Genomic DNA, 23,687 nt, shown 5'->3' with positions numbered 1-23,687 from the left:
GCTCGCCCGCGCCACGGATAATGCCCAGTTTTTCCACCAGCGCATCGAAGCGCCGCCGCGCCTGCGGTTGAAAGAGAAGACCATGAAAGACACCATTCGCCAGCTCATCCAGCAAGCCATCACCCAACTCGTCGCTGAAGGTGTGCTGCCAGAAGGCCTGTCGCCGGCGATTCAGGTCGAGAACACCCGCGACAAGACCCACGGCGACTTCGCCAGCAACATCGCGATGATGCTCGCCAAGCCGGCCGGCATGAAGCCTCGTGACCTGGCGGAAAAAATCATCGCCGCGCTGCCGGCCGACGAAAACGTCACCAAGGCCGATATCGCCGGTCCAGGCTTCATCAACTTCTTCCAGAACACCCAGGCCCTGGCCTCGCGCCTCGACGCAGCCCTGGCCGACGCACGTCTCGGCGTGCGTAAGTCCGGCCCGCTGCAGCGCACCGTGGTTGACCTCTCGGCCCCCAACCTCGCCAAGGAAATGCACGTCGGCCACCTGCGCTCGACCATCATTGGCGACGGTGTGGCCCGCGTGCTGGAGTTTCTCGGTGACACGGTGATCCGCCAGAACCACGTCGGCGACTGGGGCACGCAGTTCGGCATGCTGATGGCCTACCTGCAGGAAAACCCGATCACCAGCGACGAGCTCTCGGACCTGGAAAACTTCTACCGCGCCGCCAAGCAACGCTTCGACGAGTCGCCCGAGTTCGCCGACCGCGCCCGTGGCCTGGTGGTCAAGCTGCAGGCCGGCGACGCCGAGTGCCTGGCGCTGTGGACCAAGTTCAAGGACATCTCCCTGTCCCACTGCCAGAAAATCTACGAGCTGCTGAACGTCAAGCTGACCATGGCCGACGTGATGGGCGAAAGCGCCTACAACGATGACCTGGTCAATGTGGTCAACGATCTTCGGGCCAAGGGCATGCTGGTGGAAAGCAACGGCGCCCAGTGCGTGTTCCTCGACCAGTTCAAGACCGCCGATGGCGAACCGCTGCCGGTGATCATCGTCAAGGCCGATGGGGGCTACCTCTATGCCACCACCGACTTGGCGGCCGTACGCTACCGCAACCGCGTGCTCAAGGCCGATCGCGTGCTGTATTTCGTCGACCAGCGCCAGGCCCTGCACTTCCAGCAAGTGTTCGAAGTAGCCCGCCTGGCCGGCTTCGTGACCCACCCGATGGAAATGGAGCACATGGGCTTCGGCACCATGAACGGCGCCGACGGCCGTCCGTTCAAGACCCGCGACGGCGGCACGGTAAAGCTGATCGACCTGCTGACCGAAGCCCAGGACCGCGCGTACACCCTGGTCAAGAGCAAGAACCCGGACCTGGCCGAAGACGAACTGCGCAACATTGCCAAGGTCGTCGGCATCGACGCGGTGAAGTACGCCGACTTGTCGAAACACCGCACCAGCGACTACAGCTTCAACTTCGACCTGATGCTCAACTTCGAAGGCAACACCGCGCCGTACCTGTTGTACGCCTACACCCGCGTGGCGGGGGTGTTCCGCAAGCTCGGCAAGAATTTCGACGAAGTGCAAGGCCAGATCGCCCTCGAGGCCGCCCACGAGCAGGAATTGGCGGCCAGGCTGGCTCAGTTCGGTGAAGTACTGAACAACGTCGCCGAAAAGGGCACGCCGCATACCTTGTGCGCGTACCTGTACGACGTAGCCGGCCTGTTCTCCAGCTTCTACGAGAACTGCCCGATCCTCAGCGCCGAGACACCGGCACAGATGCAGAGCCGTCTGCGCCTCGCCGCGCTGACCGGGCGTACGCTCAAGCAAGGCCTGGAACTGCTGGGCCTGGAAACGCTGGAGCGCATGTAAGTTGGCCGCCAAGAAAAAACCTGCACCCAAACGCGGCGCCAGTCGTTACCAGCCCCCGGCGAAAAAGCCGATCCCGGGCTGGTTGTGGATGGCCATCGGCCTGACCGTCGGCGCTTTCATTGTCTTCTTGATGAAGCTGGAGCCGGGCCAGGGCGATGACGTCAAGCGCGTGCGGCAAGAGCAGCAGAAAGCCACGCGGATCGCCGAGGCCAACAAGACCCCGCCGAGCCCGACGCAACCGGTGAAGCCGAAGTACGACTTCTATACCTTGCTGCCGGAATCGGAAGTCATCGTGCCGCCCGATGCGGTGCCGGAGAAAACCCTGCCGACACCGCAAGTGCCGCAGGTGCCGACCACGCCGGTGACCCCAGCCGAAGCGGCGAAGATCGACACCGCCCGCGCCCAGGCGGCCCTGGCCGGCATCACGCCGCCACCGGCGCCACCGGTGCAGAAAGCAGCGCCGGTGACGAAGTTCTTCCTGCAGGCCGGCTCGTTCCGCAAGGAAGCCGATGCCGACAAGGTCCGGGCGCAGATAATTTTGCTGGGCCAATCGGTGTCGGTGGAGTCCGGGACGGTGAAAGACGAGACCTGGTATCGGGTACTGGTCGGACCGTTCAGCAATCGGGAAGAGCTGACCAAGGCCCAGAAATTATTGGCAGGGAGCGGCTTCAGCAACCTGTTGTTACAACAACGCCAGAGCCGCTGATTCTGACGAAAGCATTTGTGGCAGTGGGGCTTTTCGTGGCGAGGGAGCTTGCTCCCGCTGGGCTGCGTAGCAGCCCCAAAAAGCTTGGAGCGCTACGCGCTCCAGCGGGAGCAAGCTCCCTCGCCACAAAAGCGCTGCGCCAGGAATGGCGAATGCCGCTCGTCCCCTCCCCCACCCCACAGTTGAAAAACCCCGCGCCACCCCCATATGAGTTCCATCCGGGCATTTTCGCCCCGCTGCGTGGAGACTCTTCCCTTGACCACCATCGTTTCAGTCCGCCGTCACGGCAAAGTCGTCATGGGCGGCGACGGCCAGGTTTCACTGGGCAACACCGTGATGAAAGGCAACGCGAAGAAAGTCCGCCGCCTGTACCACGGCCAAGTCATCGCCGGGTTCGCCGGGGCCACAGCTGATGCCTTCACCCTGTTCGAGCGTTTCGAAGGCCAACTTGAAAAGCACCAGGGCCATCTGGTCCGTGCGGCCGTCGAGCTGGCCAAGGAATGGCGCACCGACCGTTCCCTGAGCCGCCTCGAAGCCATGCTTGCGGTCGCCAACAAGGACGCCTCGCTGATCATCACCGGCAACGGTGACGTCGTTGAGCCCGAAGACGGCCTGATCGCCATGGGTTCCGGTGGCGCCTACGCCCAGGCCGCCGCCAGCGCACTGCTGAAGAAAACCGATCTGTCGGCCCGCGAAATCGTCGAGACAGCCCTGGGCATTGCCGGCGACATCTGCGTCTTCACCAACCACACCCAGACCATTGAGGAGCAGGACCTCGCGGAGTAAGCCCGTCCAGGCCCAGACTCCCGCTTGAGGACCGCCAAATATTATGTCCATGACTCCCCGCGAAATCGTCCACGAACTCAATCGCCATATCATCGGCCAGGACGATGCCAAGCGCGCCGTCGCCATCGCCCTGCGTAACCGCTGGCGCCGGATGCAATTGCCGGAAGAACTGCGCGTCGAAGTAACGCCCAAGAACATTTTGATGATCGGCCCGACCGGCGTCGGCAAGACCGAGATCGCCCGTCGCCTGGCCAAGCTCGCCAACGCACCGTTCATCAAGGTCGAGGCCACCAAGTTCACTGAAGTGGGCTACGTGGGCCGCGACGTCGAGTCGATCATTCGTGACTTGGCCGATGCCGCCATCAAGCTGCTGCGCGAACAGGAAATCACCAAGGTTCGTCACCGCGCCGAAGACGCCGCCGAGGAACGCATCCTCGATGCCCTGTTGCCGCCCGCGCGCATGGGCTTCAACGCCGACTCCGCCGCGACCCAGGATTCCAACACCCGCCAACTGTTCCGCAAGCGCCTGCGCGAAGGCCAGTTGGACGACAAGGAGATCGAGATCGAAGTGGCCGAGATGGCTGGCGTCGACATTTCCGCGCCGCCGGGCATGGAAGAAATGACCAACCAGTTGCAGAGCCTGTTTGCGAACATGGGCAAGGGCAAGAAGAAAAACCGCAAGCTCAAGGTCAAGGAAGCGCTCAAGCTGGTGCGCGATGAAGAAGCGAGCCGCCTGGTCAACGAAGAAGAGTTGAAGGCCAAGGCCCTGGAAGCGGTCGAGCAGCATGGCATCGTGTTCATCGACGAGATCGACAAGGTTGCCAAGCGCGGCAATGTCGGCGGCGCCGATGTGTCCCGCGAAGGTGTGCAACGCGACCTGCTGCCGCTGATCGAAGGCTGCACCGTCAACACCAAGCTGGGCATGGTCAAGACCGACCATATCCTGTTCATCGCTTCTGGCGCGTTCCACCTGAGCAAGCCGAGCGACCTGGTGCCGGAACTGCAAGGTCGTCTGCCGATCCGTGTCGAGCTCAAGGCATTGTCGCCGGAAGATTTCGAACGCATCCTGAGCGAGCCCCATGCGTCGCTGACCGAGCAATACTGCGCGCTGCTTAAGACCGAAGGCCTGAACATCGAGTTCACGCCTGAAGGCATCAAGCGCCTGGCGCAGATTGCCTGGCAGGTCAACGAGAAGACCGAGAACATCGGTGCCCGCCGCCTGCACACGCTGCTCGAGCGCCTGCTGGAGGAAGTCTCGTTCAGCGCCGGCGACCTGGCCAGCGCCCACAACGAGGCGCCGATCCGCATCGACGCCGAGTACGTCAACAGCCACCTGGGCGAACTGGCGGAGAACGAAGACCTGTCGCGGTATATCCTGTAAGCCACACCCAGTGTGAGCGAGCTCTTGTGGCGAGGGAGCTTGCTCCCGCTGGGCCCCGTAGGAGCTGTCGAGTGCAACGAGGCTGCGATCTTTCCACTACCGATTGAGTCTGGAGTGAAAAGATCGCAGGCTTCGCCAGCTCCTACACCGTCCAGCGGGAGCAAGCTCCCTCGCCACATAGCGTTCACACAAGGCTTCAAGAGAACGACCCCATGACCAAATTCCCCACCGCCATCAACCTGCACAAAGCCTCCAAGACTCTGACGCTCAAATATGCGCCAGACGAGGAGTACCACCTGCCCGCCGAATTTCTGCGGGTGCACTCGCCTTCCGCCGAGGTCCAGGGCCACGGCAAACCCATCTTGCAATACGGCAAGCTCGGCGTCGGCCTGACCAAGGTTGAACCGGCCGGCCAGTACGCACTGAAATTGACCTTCGACGACGGCCATGACAGCGGATTGTTCACCTGGGACTACCTGTACCAGTTGGCGGTACGCCAGGAAGACCTGTGGAACGATTATCTCGCCGAGCTCAAGGCCGCCGGAAAAACCCGTGACCCGAACGAATCCGTCGTCAAGCTGATGCTCTAACTCAAGGGCTGGCGCTTTAGGGCGAGTTTTCTAGACTCATCTGCTTGAATGCCCGCGCAGCAACGTCAATGACTGGCCTGCTTGCGAAAAAAATTAAACTCGGGTAACCAATGGAGCTGGCAAGTTCCCTGCAAAGGAACCGGCGAGTTCCTGGCACACGTTTCCTCATTGCCCTCGATGCGGAATTTATGGTCACCCGAGCAGCGTACCTGGTATTGCCTTGCGGCTTCACGGCACGGTCCCGGTACTCGTCTGAAGGACAATGGAGCGTCGTAGATGAGCAACAAGAACAACGATGAGTTGAAGTACCAAGCTTCGGAAAACACCCTGGGCTTGAATCCCGTCGTCGGCTTGCGCAGGAAAGACCTGCTGGCCTCTGCCCGGATGGTGCTGACCCAGACCATCAAACAACCCCTGCACAGCGTCAAGCACGTTGCCCACTTTGGCGCTGAACTGAGGAAAGTCCTGTTCGGCAAATCCGAGTTGCAGCCTTCCAGCGATGATCGTCGCTTCGCCGATCCGGCCTGGAGCCAGAACCCGCTCTACAAACGTTACCTGCAAACCTACCTGGCGTGGCGCAAGGAGCTTCACGACTGGATCGACGACAGTAGCCTTTCGCCCCAGGACATCAGTCGCGGACACTTCGTGATCAACCTGATGACCGAGGCCATGGCGCCGACCAACTCGGCGGCCAACCCGGCGGCGGTCAAGCGCTTCTTCGAAACCGGCGGCAAGAGCTTGCTTGACGGTTTATCCCACCTGGCAAAAGACTTGGTACACAACGGCGGGATGCCGAGCCAGGTGGACATGGGCGCGTTCGAAGTCGGCAAGAGCCTGGGCGTGACGGAAGGCGCCGTGGTCTTTCGCAACGATGTGCTGGAACTGATCCAGTACCGCCCCATCACCGAACAGGTGCATGAGCGACCGCTGCTGGTGGTCCCGCCGCAGATCAACAAGTTCTACGTATTCGACCTGAGCCCGGACAAGAGCCTGGCGCGCTTCTGCCTGCGCAGCAATGTGCAGACGTTCATCGTCAGTTGGCGCAACCCCACCAAGGCGCAACGCGAATGGGGCCTGTCGACCTACATCGACGCGCTCAAGGAAGCGGTGGACGTGGTCACGGCCATCACCGGCAGTAAGGACGTGAACATGCTGGGCGCCTGCTCGGGCGGCATCACCTGCACTGCGTTGCTAGGTCATTACGCCGCCCTCGGCGAAAAAAAGGTCAATGCCCTGACCCTGCTGGTGAGTGTGCTGGACACCACCCTGGACACCGACGTGGCCCTGTTCGTCGACGAGCAGACCCTGGAAGCGGCCAAGCGCCATTCCTACCAGGCCGGCGTGCTGGAAGGCCGCGACATGGCCAAGGTCTTCGCCTGGATGCGTCCCAATGACTTGATCTGGAATTACTGGGTCAACAATTACCTGCTAGGCAACGAGCCGCCGGTGTTCGACATCCTGTTCTGGAACAACGACACCACGCGGCTACCGGCAGCGTTTCATGGCGACCTCATCGAGATGTTCAAGAACAACCCGCTGATCCGCCCCAACGCACTGGAAGTGTGCGGCACACCGATCGACCTCAAGCAGGTCACCGCCGATATCTTTTCCCTGGCCGGCACCAACGACCACATCACGCCGTGGAAGTCCTGCTACAAATCGGCGCAACTGTTTGGTGGCAAGGTCGAATTCGTGTTGTCCAGCAGCGGCCACATCCAGAGCATCCTCAACCCGCCAGGCAACCCCAAGTCGCGCTACATGACCAGCGAGGACATGCCAGCCAAGGCCGAGGACTGGATGGAAAACTCCACCAAGCACACCGACTCCTGGTGGCTGCATTGGCAGGCGTGGCAGGCCGAGCGCTCGGGCAAGCTGAAAAAAGCGCCGACGGTGCTGGGCAACAAGACTTATGTGGCCGGCGAAGCTGCGCCGGGCACATACGTGCATGAGCGGTAATGGATGCAACTCGTCTGCTGCGGGGGTGGGCTTGCTCACGAAAGCACTCCGGCAGCCGACATGGACATGTAAGGCCCACAGCGCTGGCGAACGCAAACTCATGTTCGCAGCAGATCCAGTGTGGGAGCGAGCCTGCTCGCGATTGCGGTGCGTCAGTAGACATTGATGCTGAACGTGCCGCCGTCATCGCGAGCAAGCTCGCTCCCACAGGGGATCGGGAAAAATGAAAGACAGCGACCCAACCCACAGGGCTTGAAGCATGCCGCAACCGTACATCTTTCGTACCGTCGACCTGGATGGCCAGACCTTGCGCACCGCGGTACGTCCCGGCAAGCCTCACTTGACGCCGCTGCTGATTTTCAATGGCATCGGCGCCAACCTGGAGCTGGTGTTTCCGTTCATCGAAGCCCTGGATCCGGACCTGGAAGTGATTGCCTTCGACGTGCCCGGGGTCGGTGGTTCGTCGACGCCGAGCCGACCGTACCGCTTCCCTGGCCTGGCGAAACTCACGGCACGGATGCTCGACTATCTCGACTACGGGCAGGTCAATGTCATCGGCGTGTCCTGGGGTGGCGCCCTAGCACAGCAGTTTGCCCATGACTATCCGGAGCGCTGCAAGAAGCTCGTGTTGGCGGCGACCGCCGCCGGCGCGGTGATGGTGCCGGGCAAGCCGAAGGTGCTGTGGATGATGGCCAGTCCCCGGCGCTACGTGCAGCCGTCCCATGTGATGCGCATCGCCCCGCTGATCTACGGCGGCTCGTTCCGCCGCGATCCAAGCCTGGCGGCCCGTCATGCCGCCAAGGTGCGTTCGGCGGGCAAGCTCGGTTATTACTGGCAACTCTTCGCGGGACTAGGCTGGACCAGCATCCACTGGCTGCACAAGATCCACCAGCCGACCCTGATCCTGGCCGGTGACGACGACCCGCTGATCCCCTTGATCAACATGCGCATGCTGGCCTGGCGCATCCCCAATTCGCAATTGCACATCATCGATGACGGCCATCTGTTCCTGATTACCCGGGCCGAGGCCGTGGCACCGATCATCATGAAATTTCTGGAGGAAGAACGTCAGCGCGCGGTCATGCATCCGCATCCCGCACCGCTGGGTGGCGGCTGACACCCTCATTAGCGCCTGGCAGGACGCCGGATCACGCAACTACCCGAAACAGCGTCTATGTTGTCTGGTTCGGTGTGTTTGTTTTTAGCTTGATGACGAAGGAGTTGACTCATGCGCGACAGACCGGCGAAGGGCTCCATGCCCGCCCCTGCCAGTTTCATCAATGCTCAAAGCGCGGTCACCGGCTTGCGGGGCAGCGACCTGCTTTCGACCCTGCGCAACGTTGCCGCCCATGGCTTGCGCAACCCGGTGCACAGCGTGCGGCACGCGTTGCGCCTGGGCAGTCAACTGGGCCGGGTGTTGCTGGGCGAAACCCTGCACCCCACCAACCCCGACGACAAGCGCTTCGCCGATCCCACGTGGCAGCTCAACCCGTTCTATCGTCGTAGCTTGCAGGCGTACCTGAGCTGGCAAAAACAGGTCAAGAGCTGGATCGACGAAAGTGACATGAGCCCGGATGATCGTGCCCGCGCGCATTTCACTTTTTCCTTGCTCAACGACGCCGTATCGCCGTCCAACACCTTGCTCAACCCACTGGCGATCAAGGAACTGTTCAACTCCGGCGGCACCAGCCTGATCCGCGGGCTCAGCCACTTGGTGGACGACCTGCTGCACAACGACGGCCTGCCCCGGCAGGTCACGCCCCAGGCCTTCGAAGTCGGCAAGACCCTGGCGACCACCCCCGGCGCGGTGGTGTTTCGCAATGAGTTGCTGGAGCTGATCCAGTACAAGCCGATGAGCGAAAAGCAGTACGCAAGACCGCTGCTGATCGTGCCGCCGCAGATCAACAAGTTCTATATTTTCGACCTCAGCCCGTCCAACAGCTTTGTCCAATACGCACTGAAAAATGGCTTGCAGGTATTCATCATCAGTTGGCGCAACCCCGACGTGCGCCATCGCGAGTGGGGCCTGTCCAGCTATGTCGAGGCAACGGAAGAGGCCATGAACGTCTGCCGGGCGATCACTGGCGCGCGCGAAGTCAGTCTCATGGGCGCTTGCGCCGGCGGCATGACCATCGCCGCCCTGCAAGGTCACTTGCAGGCCAAGCGTCAATTGCGCCGGGTCGCCAGCGCCACGTACCTGGTGAGCCTGCTGGACAGCGAAATCGAAAGCCCGGCCACGTTGTTCATCGACGAACAGACCCTCGAGGCCGCCAAGCGTCGCTCCTACCAGAAGGGCATTCTCGACGGCCGCGACATGGCCCGTGTCTTCGCGTGGATGCGTCCCAACGATTTGATCTGGACCTATTTCGTCAACAATTACCTGCTGGGCAAGGAGCCACCGGCGTTCGACATCCTCTACTGGAACAACGACTGCACCCGGCTTCCGGCGGCCTATCACGGCGACCTGCTGGACTTCTTCAAGCACAACCCGCTGACCCACGCGGGCGGCCTGGAGGTATGCGGCACGCCGATCGACCTGCAAAAAGTCACGGTGGACAGCTTCAGCGTGGCCGGTATCAACGATCACATCACGCCCTGGGATGCGGTCTATCGTTCGACGCTGTTGCTGGGAGGTGATCGTCGCTTCGTCTTGTCCAACAGTGGTCATGTCCAGAGCATCCTTAATCCACCGGGCAACCCCAAGGCCAACTACATCGAAAATCCGAAGCTGAGCGGCGATCCACGGGCGTGGTATTACGACGCCAAGCACATCGAGGGCAGTTGGTGGACCCAATGGCTGGGCTGGATCCAGGAGCGCTCCGGTGCCCAGCACGAAACCCGGATGGCCCTGGGTAACGCGAACTACCCGCCCCTGGAAGCGGCGCCTGGAAACTACGTGCGAGTCCGCTGAACACCTCATCCCACGGCCACGCTATTGGCCGTGGAACAACTCCATCACCAAGAAGACCGGATGAAAACCCGCGACCGTATCCTCGAATGTGCCCTGCAGTTGTTCAACGAGAAGGGCGAACCGAACGTTTCCACCCTGGAAGTCGCCAATGAAATGGGCATCAGTCCTGGCAACCTCTACTACCACTTCCATGGCAAGGAGCCACTGATCCTCGGGTTGTTCGAGCGATTCCAGGCCGAGCTGGCGCCATTGCTGGACCCTCCGGCCGATGCGCAATTGGCGCCGGAGGACTATTGGTTGTTCTTGCACCTGATCGTCGAACGCCTGGCCCAATACCGGTTCTTGTTCCAGGACCTGTCGAACCTGGCCGGTCGCCTGCCGAAACTGGCCAAGGGTATCCGTCAGTTGCTCAACGCCCTGAAGCGAACCCTGGCCTCGTTGCTGGCGCAGCTCAAGGCCCAGGGATTGCTGGTCAGTGACACCCAAGCGTTGGGGCAACTGGTGGAGCAGATCACCATGACCCTGTTGTTCTCGCTGGATTACCAGAGAATCCTGGATCGCGAAGGCGACGTTCGCCTGGTGGTCTATCAGGTCATGATGCTGGTGGCGCCGCACCTACCGCCGGCGATCAAGGTCGCGACCGAGCAGATGGCGTTGCGGTATCTGGAAGAGCACGAATAACCATGGCAGTGGCAAACCCATTGTGGGAGCGAGCTTGCTCGCGATGACGGTCGCACATCAAACATCAATGTGGCTGACCCACCGCTATCGCGAGCAAGCTCGCTCCCACAGTTTGAATAGGATGCACACAAAAACGCCCGACCTTCACAGGCCGGGCGTTTTTTAGTCCTGGAGATCAGGACTGGGTGGGTGGCGTCGATGGGGTCGGCGCAGGTGTTGGCGTGGCAACCGGGGCCGGAGCCGAGGCGGAGTTCGCCGTGCTCACCGCAGGTGTTGCCGGTTTGGCGGTGGCGGTTGGCGCCTTCGGTGCGGCTGCCTTGGGGGCGGCCGGTTTTTTCACGGCAGGCTTCTTCGCTGCGGCGGGTTTGGCTGCTGCTTTTGCCGCAGGTTTGGCCGGCGCTTTTGCCGCTGGCTTGGCCGCGGGTTTGGCGGTGGCAGGTTTGGCGGCCGCGGTTTTGGCCGCAGGCTTAGCGGCGGGTTTGGCTGCTGCCTTGGCCGCTACTGGTTTGGCCGCTGCCTTCGCTGCCGGTTTCGCCGCTGCGGTTTTGGCCGCGGGCTTGGCGGCGGCTTTCGCTGCCGGTTTGGCCGCTGCCTTGACCAGTGGCTTGGCTGCCGTCTTCGCCGCAGGCTTGGCCGCCGCCGTCTTGGTTGCCGTAGCCTTGGTCGCGACTGGCGTGACCTTGGCACCGGTGAGTTTTTCGATCTGCTTGGTCAGGGTGTCGACCTTGTTGTGCAGTTCCTTGACTTCATTGCGGCTTGGCACGCCCAGGCGGGAAATCGCGCTGTTCAGGCGCTTGTCGAAAGCTCCCTCCAGCTCGTCCCACTTGCCCATCGCCCGATCCTTCACGCCGCCGATTCTCGACTTGGCGGATTCGGCAGAGACCGCAGCCGCATCGACTTGTTTACCGATCGCCGTCTTGGTGAGTTTTTCGGCTTTCTCGCCGTCCTTAACCAGGGACTCGAAGAGTTTGCTGCCGTCAGTGTCGATCTTCGAGTACACGCCTAAACCAGCAAGCCAGATTTTGCGGGAGTACTTTTCAATCTTCCCGGCCCACGAGCTGCCTTCTTTTTCGGTGATTTTTTTGCCAGCCATCCCGTTCTCCTTAATGTTTACGCGCGACACGTTCGAGCAATGCCGTCAGCTCATCGAGCTTAGCAGAGAGTGCCTCAACGTCATGTTTAGACGGAATGCCGATACGATTCAAGGCACTTGCAACACGCGCGTCGAATACCTTCTCGACTTTGTCGAGTTGAACTTCAACCCGAGCCTTGAACGTATTGACGTCGGTCTTGGCTTCGATCAGTTCGCTGTTGGCCGCTTCAAGTTTCCCGGCAATCTTCTTTTTGCCTTTGGTTTCAATAACTTCGCCTGCCTTTACCAACTCCTGGAAGTACTCGCTGCCTTCCTGGCCGACCTTCGTGTAGGCGCCCAGGCCAGCCAGCCAGATCTTGCGCGCGTACATTTTCACGTCGCTGAGCGTGGAAGATTCAACGTCGGTTTTTTTCTTCAGGATAACTTTGGCCATGGTGCACCTCACTCGAAAAAAGGTTTGAGGAACTGCCCGCACACGGTCGGGCTCAGGCACAAAGTAGTGACAATAATTAGAAAGGGCACCCTAACAACTGACACAAAACCCAAGGGCGATGACTTCCCCTGTGGGAGCGAGCTTGCTCGCGATGGCGGAGTATCAGTCGACCTTGATGTGACTGAAGTAATGCAATCGCGAGCAAGCTCGCTCCCACAGTTGGATGGGTGGGGAACTTGAGTCATGCATTCCACCCACCCTCGCGATCAATCAAGCCAACGCCTTATCCAGCGCCTTTTCGATTTCCCCTTTGATCGTGCCGCTCATGGCCGACATCAACATCCCCAACTCCACGTCGACGCGAATCGAATCCTCGCCCACATGCACCTCACCCTTGACCCCGGAACGCTTGAGCTTGAGCGTGTCGCCCTCCCACTGAGGCTCCAGGCCATAGCTGTCGGAGAGTTTGCGGGCCAACTTGTCGGCCTTTTCGCGGGCCGCTTCCTTGCCCAGGCCATGGGCACGCTCAACGGTAATACGGGCCATCTGATAACTCCTGCTTGGTCGGGACTTGCCTGAACGTTCAGACCCTGCCTGCGTCAAAACGTCCGGGCGGTAGCTCATCTTACCTGCAGCCTTGCCAAGACAAAGCCCTCCACCGGGATTAGAATGTCCCGCATTCTTTTTTGGTGACCGCGATATGACTGATCAGCGCAAAGGCAGCGATGCCGAACCCACCACACACTTCGGCTTCAAGAACGTGCCGGAAAGCCAGAAGGCGGAAAAAGTCGCTGAGGTTTTCCACTCGGTGGCCGCCAAGTATGACTTGATGAACGACCTGCTTTCGGGCGGCATGCATCGCCTCTGGAAGCGTTTCGCGATCGAGCTGTCGGGCGTGCGCAGCGGCAATCGCGTGCTGGACATCGCCGGCGGCACGGGCGACCTGACCAAGAAGTTCTCGCACATCGTCGGCCCGACCGGCCACGTAGTGCTCGCCGACATCAACGAATCGATGCTCAAGGTCGGCCGCGACCGCCTGCTGGACCTGGGTGTGGCCGGCAACGTCGAGTTCGTCCAGGCCGATGCCGAAAAGCTGCCGTTCCCGGATAACCACTTCGACTGCGTGACCATCGCCTTCGGCCTGCGCAACGTCACCCACAAGGAAGACGCCCTGCGCTCGATGCTGCGCGTGCTCAAGCCCGGTGGCCGGCTGCTGGTGCTGGAGTTCTCCAAGCCGACCAACGCGCTGATGTCCAAGGCCTATGACGCCTATTCGTTCGCCTTCATGCCGCTGATGGGTAAGCTGATCACCAACGACGCGGAAAGCTATCGCTACCTGGCCGAATCGATCCGCATGCACCCGGACCAGGAAACCCTGAAGTCGATGATGGTCGAGGCCGGTTTCGACCGGGTGACCTACCACAACATGACTTCGGGCATCGTCGCCCTGCACCGCGGTATCAAGCCCTGATGCTGCTCACCGGCCTGCTCGCCAGCGTCGAACTCGGTATCAACCGGGTCCTGCGGCTGGACAGCACGGCGCCGATGCGCCTGGCGCGCTTGAGCGGCAAGGTGATTGCCGTCGATTGCCGCAGCCCGGTGCTGCAGCTGTTTATCCTGCCCAGCGACGAGGGGCTGATGCTCGCCGCCCATTGGGAAGCCGAAGCCGACTGCACGCTGCGTGCCCCGGCGTCTAGCCTGCTGGAACTGGCGCTGAGCAAGAACAAGACCGCGGTGCTGCATGGCCCCGAGGTCGAACTCGACGGCGACAGCGGCGTGCTGCTGGAGTTGGCGGCGATCCTCCAGGACCTTGAGCTGGACTGGGAATACGAAGTGTCCCGCTGGATCGGCCCGGTAGCCACCCAACTGCTCAGCGGTCACCTGCGTAGCCGCAGCCGCTGGTACCGCCAAGGCTTCGCCAGCCTGGGGCAGAATCTTAGTGAATACCTGGCCGAAGAATCGCGTACCCTCGTGGGCCAGCGCGAAGCTCAGGCCCGTTTTGATGAACTGGACCAGATCAAGCTCGACCTGGAACGTCTCGAGGCGCGTTTCGAGCGCCTTTCCCGAACCCTTGAATCCAAGCGATAACGCATGAAGCTGCTTGCCGTCCGCCGTCTGTTGCGCATCCAGCGCGTCGTGATCCGTTACCGCCTCGATGACCTGCTGTTCGCCTTGCCGCTGCCCTGGTTTCTCCTGGCGCTGCGCTTCGTGTTGCCGTGGCGCTGGTTTCCCCGGCGCACCCTGGACCTGAGTCGCGGCGCACGCCTGCGCCTGGCCTTGCAGGACCTGGGGCCGATCTTCATCAAGTTCGGGCAGATCCTTTCGACCCGTCGCGACCTGCTGCCCGAAGACATCGCCGATGAGCTGATGCTGCTGCAAGACCGCGTGCCGCCGTTCGACTCGAAGCTGTCGGTGGCGCTGATCGAGGCGCAACTGGGCAAGAAGATCAGCGAAGTCTTCAGCCGCTTCGATGTCGAGCCCCTGGCCTCGGCGTCGGTCGCCCAGGTCCACGCGGCCCAGCTCAAGACGGGTGAAGAGGTCGTGGTGAAGGTGATTCGCCCGGGCCTCAAGCCGATCATCGCCCAAGACCTGGCCTGGCTGTTCATCCTTGCCCGCGCGGCCGAGCGGGTGTCCGCCGATGCGCGCCTGCTGCACCCGGTGGACGTGGTCCAGGACTACGAGAAAACCATCTTCGACGAGCTTGATCTGCTGCGCGAGGCCGCCAATGCCAGCCAGCTGCGCCGCAACTTCGAAGGCTCGCCGCTGCTCTACGTACCGCAAGTCTATTGGGACTGGTGCCGACCGAAAGTGCTGGTGATGGAGCGCATCTATGGCATCCAGGTCACCGATCTGGCGACCCTGGCCGACCAGCGCACCGACATGAAATTGCTGGCCGAGCGCGGCGTGGAAATCTTCTTCACTCAGGTATTCCGCGACAGCTTCTTCCACGCCGACATGCACCCGGGCAACATCTTCGTCAGTACGGTGCAGCCGTGGAGCCCGCAATACATCGCGATCGACTGCGGCATCGTCGGCAGCCTGACCCCCGAAGACCAGGACTACCTGGCCCGCAACCTGTTCGCCTTCTTCAAGCGAGACTACCGTCGCGTCGCGCAACTGCACATCGATTCGGGTTGGGTGCCGGCCGAGACCAAGCTCAACGAATTCGAAGCGGCGATCCGCACCGTGTGCGAACCGATCTTCGAAAAACCATTGAAGGATATTTCCTTCGGCCAGGTGTTGATGCGCCTGTTCCAGACCGCACGACGCTTCAACATGGAAGTGCAGCCGCAATTGGTGCTGCTGCAGAAAACCCTGCTGAACATCGAAGGCCTCGGCCGCCAGCTCTACCCGGACCTGGATTTGTGGAACACCGCCCAACCGTTCCTCGAACGCTGGATGCGCGAGCGGATGAGTCCGAAAGCCTTGCTGGGCAACGTCCAGAGCCAGTTCGAACAACTTCCGCACCTGGCCAACATGACCCGTGACCTGCTCGAACGCATGTCGCAACCCCACGCCAACGACCCGGCGCCGCCGTGGCACCGACGCAAGGACGACTGGTTCCTGCGATTGCTCGGCGCAGCCCACCTGGGCGGAGGCGCCGTGCTGGCCGCTGGCGGTCCGTTAAGTCAATTGGGCCACTGGCCCGCCGGCATCATGGTGGCCGTTGGTTTGTATCTGGTCGTTCGTCGATAGCCAGCACAGGCTCGCGCTGGCACACTGTTTCAACGCTGGGCCCGCCGACTTCAGGTGCGCGGTCCATGGTCGGAGTCAAAGATGAAAAACTGGCAGGACGAGATCAAATGGGACGCTGACGGCCTGGTGCCGGCCATCGCCCAGGATCACAAGACCGGGCGCGTGCTGATGATGGCCTGGATGAACCGCGAAGCGCTGGCCCTGACCGCCGCCGAGAACCGCGCCATCTACTGGTCACGTTCCCGTGGCAAGCTGTGGCGCAAAGGTGAAGAATCCGGGCATGTGCAGCACCTGCATGAGATGCGCCTGGACTGCGACGGCGACGTCATCATCCTGATGGTCGAGCAGGTCGGCGAAATTGCCTGCCACACCGGCCGTCAAAGCTGCTTCTATCGCGTCTTCGAGAACGGCGACTGGAAAACCGTCGACCCGGTGCTCAAGGACCCGCATGCCATTTATTCAGGACACTCCCATGACTGATACCTTGACCCGCCTGGCCCAGGTGCTGGAAGAGCGCAAGGGCGCCGCGGCCGACAGCTCCTATGTCGCCAGCCTGTACCACAAGGGCTTGAACAAGATTCTGGAAAAGGTCGGCGAAGAATCGGTCGAGACCATCATTGCCGCCAAGGACGCCGCCATCAGCGGCGATTGCAGCGACGTGATCTACGAGACCGCTGACCTGTGGTTCCACAGCCTGGTCATGCTGGCCCAACTGGGGCAGCATCCGCAGGCCGTACTGGATGAACTGGACCGTCGTTTCGGTCTGTCCGGGCACGTCGAGAAAGCCTCGCGCCCGTCCGCCTGATCAATTTTTGAGAGGAGTAGCCACATGGGTATCTTTGACTGGAAACACTGGATCGTCATTCTGGTGGTCGTGGTGCTGGTGTTCGGCACCAAGAAACTGAAAAACCTCGGTACCGATGTCGGCGAGTCGATCAAGGGCTTCCGCAAGGCCATGAACGATGACGAGAAACCGGCCGACCCGGCGACCAACCAGGCCCAACCCGTGCAGCCGGCCCAACCGGTACATCCGCAGGCCACCCAGCCTGTGAACGCGCCGAACACCATCGACGTGCAGGCCCAGAAAGTCGAAGAGCCAACCCGCAAAGACTCGTGAGCACTGACTAATGTTTGGGATCAGCTTCACTGAACTGCTGCTCGTCGGCCTCGTCGCCCTGCTGGTGCTGGGCCCCGAGCGCCTGCCGGGCGCTGCGCGCACCGCCGGCCTGTGGATCGGGCGCCTGAAGCGCAGCTTCAACGCGATCAAACAGGAAGTTGAACGTGAAATCGGCGCCGACGACATCCGTCGGCAACTACACAACGAGCACATCCTGTCCCTGGAACAGGAAGCGCGGAAAATCTTCACGCCGACCCAGCAGGAGCCGACGCCGGTCCAGCCAGTGGCCGAGCCGACGATTGCTCCCCAGGCCGGGGCCACCGAAACGGCGCCAGTGACGACTGAACCTGCCAAACCTGTGGATCCGGCTCCTGCGACCACACCGACTCCCCACGATCCCACTTTGCCGCCGCGAGCCCCATGAGCGATATCCCTGAAAACGACCAGCCGATGCCGCTGGTATCGCACCTCACCGAGTTGCGCACCCGCCTGCTGCGTTGCGTCGCGGCGGTTTTCATTATCTTCGCCGGGCTGTTCTCCTTCACCCAGCAGATCTACACCTTCGTCTCCACGCCGCTGCGCGAGTACTTGCCAGTAGGGGCGACGATGATCGCCACCGACGTGTCGTCGCCGTTCCTGACGCCACTGAAGTTGACGATGATGGTCTCGCTGTTCCTGGCGATCCCGGTGATCCTGCACCAGATCTGGGGCTTCATCGCACCGGGCCTGTACAAGCACGAAAAGCGCATCGCCGTGCCGCTGCTGGTGTCGAGCATCCTGCTGTTCTATACCGGCATGGCCTTCGCCTACTTCTTCGTGTTCCCGCTGATCTTCAAATTCTTCGCCGCCGCCACTCCGGCGGGCGTGGAAATGATGACCGACATCACCAGCTATCTGGATTTCGTCATGACGCTGTTCTTCGCCTTCGGCGTGGCGTTCGAGATTCCCGTGGCGGTGGTGCTGCTGGTGTGGATCGGCGTGGTGGATGTGAAATACCTGAAGAAAATCCGGCCGTACGTGATCATCGGCTGCTTCGTGGTTGGCATGATCCTGACCCCGCCGGACATCTTCTCCCAGACGCTTCTGGCAGTGCCGATGTGGTTGTTGTTCGAAATCGGCATCCTGTTCGGTGGCCTGGTGCGCAAACGCCGGGAAGATGAACCCGAGGACCAGCCGGTCGATGACCACAACGACCAGCCGCCAGCGACCCAAGCGTGAACCTGCTGTTGCTCGAAGAGGCCGATTTCATCGGACCTGACCGCGTCGTCCTGAGCGATCGTCGCTTCACGCACATGCAGGAAGTCCACCGCAGCGTTGTCGGCGACAGCCTGCGGGTCGGGCGCATCGGCGGCCTGATGGGCACGGCCCAAGTGTTGCGCCTGGATCCTCGCGAAGCCGAACTGCAAGTCACCCTGGACCAGCCGCCACCGGCCAAGTTGCCCTTGACCCTGGTGCTGGCGCTGCCGCGCCCGAAGATGCTCAGGCGCGTGTTCCAGACCGTGGCGACCATGGGCGTGCCGCGTGTGGTGCTGGTGAATAGTTATCGGGTGGAAAAAAGTTTTTGGCAGACGCCGTTCCTGGAGCCCGAGGCGATTCGTGAACAACTGATCCTGGGCCTGGAGCAGGCCCGGGACAGCGTGCTGCCGGAAATCGTCATCGAGAAGCGCTTCAAACCCTTCGTCGAGGATCGCCTGCCAGCCATCGTCGAGGGCACCCTCGGGCTGGTTGGCCACCCTGGCAATCACCCGCCCTGCCCCCGGGCACTGACAGAACCGGTGACCCTGGCAATCGGCCCCGAAGGCGGCTGGATCCCCTACGAGATCGACCTGCTGGGCAAGGCCGGCTTGCAGCCGGTGCAGCTTGGCGAGCGGATCCTGCGGGTCGAGACCGCGGTGACCGCATTGCTTGCGCGGTTATTCTGATCCTGGTCGTTTGCAAGGGTATTCCAAAAGCATCTAACGCATTTCTCCTGTCCTCCCACATCGCGCCGATACAACTATCATAAAAAGCAGTTCCGCCCTTCAAGGGAGTACCGGCATGTTCCGATGGCTAGGTAACGTAGGCGTTAATCGCAAACTCGGCTTCGGTTTCGGCTTGGTACTGCTCTTGACCGTGATGATCGCTTTCACCGGTTGGACCGGCCTGAGCAAGGTAGTTGCTCGCGGCGACACGCTGGGGCTCATCGCCAGCCTGAACGACCTGACCAAGGACCTGCGCTCCGCGCGCATGGATTATGACGCGACCCGTGGCGAAAAAGGCCCAGGCGACCTCAACGATCTCCTCGGTAAATTGGAGCCTGGGCTACAGAGCGCCCGCCAATCGATCGAGGAGCCGGCCGATGTAGCGATCATCGATAAGCAGTTGGCGGCTGTCGCCGAGTACAAGACTGTCGTCGCCGATCTGATCCGCGCCACCGCCAGTCGCGAGGATGCCCGCAGCAAACTGGGCGCCAGCGCCGATAACGCAGTGGCCCATGTCGCCGACGTTGAAAACGCCATGCTGCAAGGCGATAGCGTTCCACGACTCGGCGGTGTGTCGAGCCTGGCGAAAGCACTCCAGCAGGCCCGCTATCAAGTGCGTGGCTACACCTACAGTGGCCAGGCCAGCGCCGAGCAACCCGCGTTGGATGCCATCGATAACGCGATGAAAACCCTTGACAGTCTTGCACCGCAAATGTCGGATGAACACGCCGCCAAGCTGCAGCAGGCCAGCGAATCGTTCAAGGCTTATCGTGCAGCCGTCAGCCAGTTCCGTGACGCCCAAACTGCCAACGCAGCTGCCATCAAGCGCATGTCCGACCTGGGGGTCGTGCTACGCAAGGCCAGCGCAGATCTCACTGCTTCCCAAACGTTGGTGCGCGATCACGAAGCCGCCCAGGCCGACACCCTCCTGATATCGGCCGCCGCGCTGGCACTCCTGTTCGGCTTCATCGCGGCCTGGGTGATCACCCGGCAAATCGTCGACCCGCTGGACCAGACGCTCAAGGTGGCCGAACACGTGGCCGCAGGCGACTTGACCCACAACCTCACCTCCGAGCGACGCGACGAACTGGGCCAGCTACAGCGCGCCATGCAAGGCATGACCGTGGGCCTGCGGCAATTGATCGGCGGCATTGGCGAAGGCGTTACGCAGATTGCCAGTGCCGCCGAGCAGCTCTCGGCCATTACCGAGCAGACCAGCGTCGGGGTCAGCAGACAGAAAGTGGAAACCGACCAGGTCGCCACCGCCATGCATGAAATGACAGCCACCGTGCAGGAAGTGGCGCGTAATGCCGAAGAAGCCTCCGAAGCCTCCCTCGCCGCCGACCAGCAGGCCCGTGACGGTGACATAGTGGTGGGCGAAGCCATCGCCCAGATCGAGCGCCTGTCCAGGGAAGTGAGCAACTCCACCGAAGCGATGGGCCACCTCCAGCGCGAAAGCGACAAGATCGGCAGCGTCTTGGACGTGATCAAGTCCGTCGCCCAGCAAACCAACCTGCTGGCCCTCAACGCGGCCATCGAAGCGGCCCGTGCCGGTGAAGCCGGGCGCGGTTTCGCCGTAGTGGCCGATGAAGTCCGCAGCCTGGCCCAGCGCACCCAGAAATCCACCGAGGAAATCGAAGAGTTGATAGCCGGCCTGCAAACGGGCACCGAAAAAGTCGCGAGCAGCCTGGGCAGCAGCCGTGGCCTGACCGACAGCAGTGTCGAACTGACCCGCCGCGTCGGTGGCTCCCTGGGGAATATCACCCGTACTGTTTCGGCGATCCAGGCAATGAATCAACAGATCGCCGCTGCCGCCGAACAGCAGAGCGCCGTGGCCGAGGAGATCAACCGCAGCGTGTTGAACGTGCGCGATGTGTCCGAACAGGCCTCCGCCGCCAGCGAAGAGACCGCAGCCTCCAGCGCCGAATTGGCACGGCTGGGGGTTCATTTGCAGACGCTGGTCGGGCGCTTCCGGGTTTGATGCCCAGGCAATTCACACCGTGGCGAGGGAGCTTGCTCCCGCTTGGGCGCGAAGCGGCCACCAGCGCCGCCAGACTTCGCGACTGCTTCACAGCCGAGCGGGAGCAAACTCCTTCGCCACGAAATCTTGACAATCCCCTACAGATCCCGCCCAAGCCGCCGATACAGTCCCCATAAAACCAAATCAGCGCTCCAAGGGAGTATCAGCATGTTCCGGTGGCTTGCCCAGGGTCTGGGAAATGTAAGCGTGAATCGCAAACTCGGCGCCGGCTTCGGCTTGGTGCTGCTCCTCACCTTGATGATCGCGTTCACCGGCTGGTCCGGCCTGGGCAATGTCATCAGCCGGGGCGACAAGCTCGGGTTCATTGCCAGTCTCAACGACTTGAGCAAGGACTTGAACCTGGCAAGCATCGATTACAACACCACCCGGGGCGAGAAAGGCCCGCAACAGGTCAACGACCTGCTTGGCAAGCTCGAAACCGGCCTGAAAACCGCTCGCGAATTGATCGAACAGCCGGCCGACATCGCACTGATCGACCAGCAACTGGCCGCCGTCGCCGAGTACAAAAGCGCCTTCGCCCAAATGACCAGCGCCACCGTCAGCCGCGAAGATGCCCGCAGCAAGCTGGGCGCCAGCGCCGATAACACCGTGGCCCGCGTCGCCGAAGTAGAAAAAGCGCTGTTGCAAGGCGGCGATGTCACTCAGTTCAACAACATCGTGACCCTGAGCAAAGCAATCCAACAGGCGCGCTATCAGGTCCGTGGCTACACCTACAGCGGCAAAAGCGAAGCCCAGCAGCCGGCCATCGATGCGATCACCGATGTCCTGAAACTGCTGGCCCGCTTGCCAGCCCAGTTGCCCGAGGAGCATGCCGACAAGCTCCAACAGGCCAGCGACTCGATGAATCTCTATCGAGCGGCGGTCAGTCAGTTCCGTGACTCGCAGATCGACAACGCCGCAGCACTCCAGCGCATGAGCGAGCAAGGGAAAATCCTGATCGATGCCAGCCAGAAGCTGACCGTTTCCCAGACAGCCGTGCGCGACCACGACGCCGCCCAAGCCAAGACGGTCCTGATCGCGGCTGCCGCCCTCGCGATGTTGCTTGGCGTGATCGCCGCCCTGTTCATCACCCGGCAGATCGTCGGCCCGCTCGGCCAGACCTTGAAGGTTGCCGAACGCGTGGCCGCCGGCGACCTGACCCACAATCTCACCTCCGAACGCCGCGACGAAATGGGTCAACTCCAACGCGCGATGCAAAGCATGACCGTCGGACTGCGTCAGTTGATCGGTGGCATCAGCGAAGGGGTTACGCAGATCGCCAGCGCCGCCGAACAGCTCTCGTCCGTGACCGAACAGACCAGCGCCGGGGTGAACAGTCAAAAAGTGGAAACCGACCAGGTCGCCACGGCGATGCACGAAATGACCGCCACGGTGCAGGAGGTGGCGCGCAACGCCGAGGAAGCCTCTGAAGCCGCCGTCGCCGCCGACCAACAAGCTCGCGAAGGTGACAAGGTGGTGGGCGAAGCCATCGCCCAGATCGAGCGCCTGGCCAAGGAAGTGGGCAACTCCACCGCGGCCATGGGCGACTTGAAGCGTGAAAGCGACAAGATCGGCAGCGTCCTGGACGTGATCAAATCCGTGGCCCAGCAAACCAACCTGCTGGCCCTCAACGCAGCCATCGAAGCGGCCCGTGCCGGTGAGGCCGGGCGAGGCTTTGCCGTGGTGGCCGATGAAGTCCGCAGCCTGGCCCAGCGTACCCAGAAGTCCACCGAAGAAATCGAAGAGCTGATCGTTGGCCTGCAAAACGGCACCGAGCAGGTCGCGACCATCATGGACAACAGCCGCAACCTGACCGACAGCAGCGTCGAACTGACCCGCCGTGCCGGAGGCTCGTTGGAGAACATCACGCGTACGGTTTCAGCGATCCAGTCGATGAACCAGCAGATCGCGGCGGCGGCTGAGCAGCAGAGCGCGGTGGCCGAGGAGATCAACCGCAGCGTGCTGAATGTGCGTGATGTGTCGGAACAGACGGCGTCGTCCAGTGAGGAGACGGCAGCCTCCAGTGCTGAGTTGGCGCGGTTGGGGGTTCATTTGCAGACGTTGGTGGGGCGGTTTAGGGTTTGATGCCCTTTGGGACTGTTCACTTTGGACTTTGTGGATATCCGTTTTTTGGGTAACGGCCATTTTGGGTTTCGCTTTTACAGCAACTCACTTTAGAAGAGCCCGGAAGGCGGCCTGAGAGCCGACCTGGTTCCTGATGGGGTCGCGTTTCTCCTGTGGGAGCGAGCCCGCTCGCGAAAAGGCCCGCATATCCGGCATCTTTATCGGCAATGACACCGCCTTCACGAGCAAGCTCGCTCCCACAATTGGATCGGGGTACACCCGAAGAGAAAGGTCGGCTGTAAGGCCGCCTTCGGGAGCAGGCTCGCTCCACATCGATCTATGCTGAATATCAAAATTGATGTCCAGCACGGCCCCCCTGTGGGAGCGAGCTTGCTCGCGATGAGTCCGGTAAGCCCAACATTTATGTGATTGTTCCACCGCCATCGCGAGCAAGCTCGCTCCCACAGTTGGAT

22 protein-coding genes and 1 pseudogene are annotated in these 23,687 nt (G+C 61.7%); 20 read left to right on the top strand and 3 right to left on the bottom strand.

Annotation, left to right across the window (positions count from 1 at the left end; genetic code table 11):
- Positions 1-82 precede the first annotated feature (82 nt).
- From argS to FHK92_RS26795, 9 genes are all read left to right on the top strand, one after another.
- Positions 83-1,819: an arginine--tRNA ligase gene (argS, locus tag FHK92_RS26835; protein WP_181290804.1), complete on the top strand. Its 1,737-nt coding sequence runs from the start codon at positions 83-85 to the stop codon at positions 1,817-1,819.
- A gap of 1 nt (position 1,820) precedes the next feature.
- Positions 1,821-2,525 carry an SPOR domain-containing protein gene (locus tag FHK92_RS26830; protein ID WP_181290802.1) on the top strand — a complete coding sequence of 235 codons (705 nt, stop codon included), beginning with the start codon at positions 1,821-1,823 and terminating at the stop codon, positions 2,523-2,525.
- A gap of 255 nt (positions 2,526-2,780) precedes the next feature.
- On the top strand, positions 2,781-3,311 hold the full coding sequence (gene hslV, locus FHK92_RS26825; RefSeq protein ID WP_003186641.1) for an ATP-dependent protease subunit HslV: 531 nt from the start codon (positions 2,781-2,783) through the stop codon (positions 3,309-3,311).
- 43 nt (positions 3,312-3,354) lie between these two features.
- Positions 3,355-4,692, top strand: coding sequence for an ATP-dependent protease ATPase subunit HslU (gene hslU, locus FHK92_RS26820; RefSeq protein WP_181290800.1), 1,338 nt, complete (start codon positions 3,355-3,357; stop codon positions 4,690-4,692).
- 212 nt (positions 4,693-4,904) lie between these two features.
- Complete coding sequence (locus FHK92_RS26815) at positions 4,905-5,282, top strand: gamma-butyrobetaine hydroxylase-like domain-containing protein (protein ID WP_030141000.1); 378 nt, start codon at positions 4,905-4,907, stop codon at positions 5,280-5,282.
- A gap of 276 nt (positions 5,283-5,558) precedes the next feature.
- On the top strand, positions 5,559-7,238 hold the full coding sequence (gene phaC / locus FHK92_RS26810; protein WP_181290799.1) for a class II poly(R)-hydroxyalkanoic acid synthase: 1,680 nt from the start codon (positions 5,559-5,561) through the stop codon (positions 7,236-7,238).
- 259 nt (positions 7,239-7,497) lie between these two features.
- On the top strand, positions 7,498-8,355 hold the full coding sequence (gene phaZ / locus FHK92_RS26805) for a poly(3-hydroxyalkanoate) depolymerase (protein WP_039592414.1): 858 nt from the start codon (positions 7,498-7,500) through the stop codon (positions 8,353-8,355).
- A 111-nt stretch (positions 8,356-8,466) separates the two neighbouring features.
- Entirely contained in the window at positions 8,467-10,149 is a 1,683-nt protein-coding gene (gene phaC / locus FHK92_RS26800; RefSeq protein WP_181290797.1) for a class II poly(R)-hydroxyalkanoic acid synthase, read from the top strand.
- A 60-nt stretch (positions 10,150-10,209) separates the two neighbouring features.
- Complete coding sequence (locus FHK92_RS26795; protein WP_181290795.1) at positions 10,210-10,830, top strand: TetR/AcrR family transcriptional regulator; 621 nt, start codon at positions 10,210-10,212, stop codon at positions 10,828-10,830.
- A gap of 175 nt (positions 10,831-11,005) precedes the next feature.
- Here the strand turns inward: FHK92_RS26795 and FHK92_RS26790 are convergent, their stop codons facing one another.
- From FHK92_RS26790 to FHK92_RS26780, 3 genes are all read right to left on the bottom strand, one after another.
- The gene (locus FHK92_RS26790) at positions 11,006-11,923 is read right to left on the bottom strand and encodes a phasin family protein (RefSeq protein ID WP_181290793.1); all 918 of its coding nucleotides are present in this window, start codon (positions 11,921-11,923) and stop codon (positions 11,006-11,008) included.
- A gap of 10 nt (positions 11,924-11,933) precedes the next feature.
- Positions 11,934-12,356 carry a phasin family protein gene (locus FHK92_RS26785; RefSeq protein WP_181290791.1) on the bottom strand — a complete coding sequence of 141 codons (423 nt, stop codon included), beginning with the start codon at positions 12,354-12,356 and terminating at the stop codon, positions 11,934-11,936.
- 270 nt (positions 12,357-12,626) lie between these two features.
- Positions 12,627-12,902, bottom strand: a complete 276-nt coding sequence (locus FHK92_RS26780) for a polyhydroxyalkanoic acid system family protein (RefSeq protein WP_181290789.1) — start codon at positions 12,900-12,902, stop codon at positions 12,627-12,629.
- A gap of 154 nt (positions 12,903-13,056) precedes the next feature.
- Here FHK92_RS26780 and ubiE point away from each other — a divergent pair, with 154 nt between their 5' ends.
- From ubiE to FHK92_RS26725, 11 genes and pseudogenes are all read left to right on the top strand, one after another.
- On the top strand, positions 13,057-13,827 hold the full coding sequence (gene ubiE / locus FHK92_RS26775) for a bifunctional demethylmenaquinone methyltransferase/2-methoxy-6-polyprenyl-1,4-benzoquinol methylase UbiE (protein ID WP_024779926.1): 771 nt from the start codon (positions 13,057-13,059) through the stop codon (positions 13,825-13,827).
- Positions 13,827-14,451: pseudogene (locus tag FHK92_RS26770) on the top strand (ubiquinone biosynthesis accessory factor UbiJ). Before ubiE ends, FHK92_RS26770 begins: the two are co-directional and overlap by 1 nt.
- Positions 14,448-16,052 (top strand): ubiquinone biosynthesis regulatory protein kinase UbiB, encoded by a 1,605-nt coding sequence (gene ubiB, locus FHK92_RS26765; RefSeq protein WP_181290775.1) that lies wholly within the window; start codon positions 14,448-14,450, stop codon positions 16,050-16,052. The pseudogene FHK92_RS26770 and the gene ubiB overlap by 4 nt, the downstream one beginning before the upstream one ends.
- A gap of 81 nt (positions 16,053-16,133) precedes the next feature.
- Complete coding sequence (hisI, locus tag FHK92_RS26760; RefSeq protein ID WP_181290774.1) at positions 16,134-16,532, top strand: phosphoribosyl-AMP cyclohydrolase; 399 nt, start codon at positions 16,134-16,136, stop codon at positions 16,530-16,532.
- Positions 16,525-16,857 carry a phosphoribosyl-ATP diphosphatase gene (locus FHK92_RS26755; RefSeq protein WP_017126935.1) on the top strand — a complete coding sequence of 111 codons (333 nt, stop codon included), beginning with the start codon at positions 16,525-16,527 and terminating at the stop codon, positions 16,855-16,857. The genes hisI and FHK92_RS26755 overlap by 8 nt, the downstream gene beginning before the upstream one ends.
- 24 nt (positions 16,858-16,881) lie before the next feature.
- Positions 16,882-17,169, top strand: a complete 288-nt coding sequence (locus tag FHK92_RS26750) for a twin-arginine translocase TatA/TatE family subunit (RefSeq protein WP_181290773.1) — start codon at positions 16,882-16,884, stop codon at positions 17,167-17,169.
- A 10-nt stretch (positions 17,170-17,179) separates the two neighbouring features.
- Complete coding sequence (gene tatB / locus FHK92_RS26745; protein WP_181290772.1) at positions 17,180-17,593, top strand: Sec-independent protein translocase protein TatB; 414 nt, start codon at positions 17,180-17,182, stop codon at positions 17,591-17,593.
- On the top strand, positions 17,590-18,387 hold the full coding sequence (tatC, locus tag FHK92_RS26740; RefSeq protein WP_181290770.1) for a twin-arginine translocase subunit TatC: 798 nt from the start codon (positions 17,590-17,592) through the stop codon (positions 18,385-18,387). The genes tatB and tatC overlap by 4 nt, the downstream gene beginning before the upstream one ends.
- A complete protein-coding gene (locus FHK92_RS26735; protein WP_181290769.1) occupies positions 18,384-19,091 on the top strand; it encodes a 16S rRNA (uracil(1498)-N(3))-methyltransferase in 708 nt (235 codons plus the stop codon). Before tatC ends, FHK92_RS26735 begins: the two co-directional genes overlap by 4 nt.
- Before the next feature lie 115 nt (positions 19,092-19,206).
- Complete coding sequence (locus tag FHK92_RS26730) at positions 19,207-21,111, top strand: HAMP domain-containing methyl-accepting chemotaxis protein (RefSeq protein WP_181290768.1); 1,905 nt, start codon at positions 19,207-19,209, stop codon at positions 21,109-21,111.
- Positions 21,112-21,318: 207 nt separating this feature from the next.
- Positions 21,319-23,235, top strand: coding sequence for a methyl-accepting chemotaxis protein (locus FHK92_RS26725; RefSeq protein ID WP_181290767.1), 1,917 nt, complete (start codon positions 21,319-21,321; stop codon positions 23,233-23,235).
- Positions 23,236-23,687 lie beyond the last annotated feature (452 nt).

Source organism: Pseudomonas brassicacearum subsp. neoaurantiaca (genome assembly GCF_013608025.1).
In the GTDB taxonomy this organism is placed as follows: Bacteria; Pseudomonadota; Gammaproteobacteria; order Pseudomonadales; family Pseudomonadaceae; genus Aquipseudomonas.
Note: the sequence above shows the minus strand (reverse complement) of the source record. Positions and strands in the feature narration are given on the sequence as shown.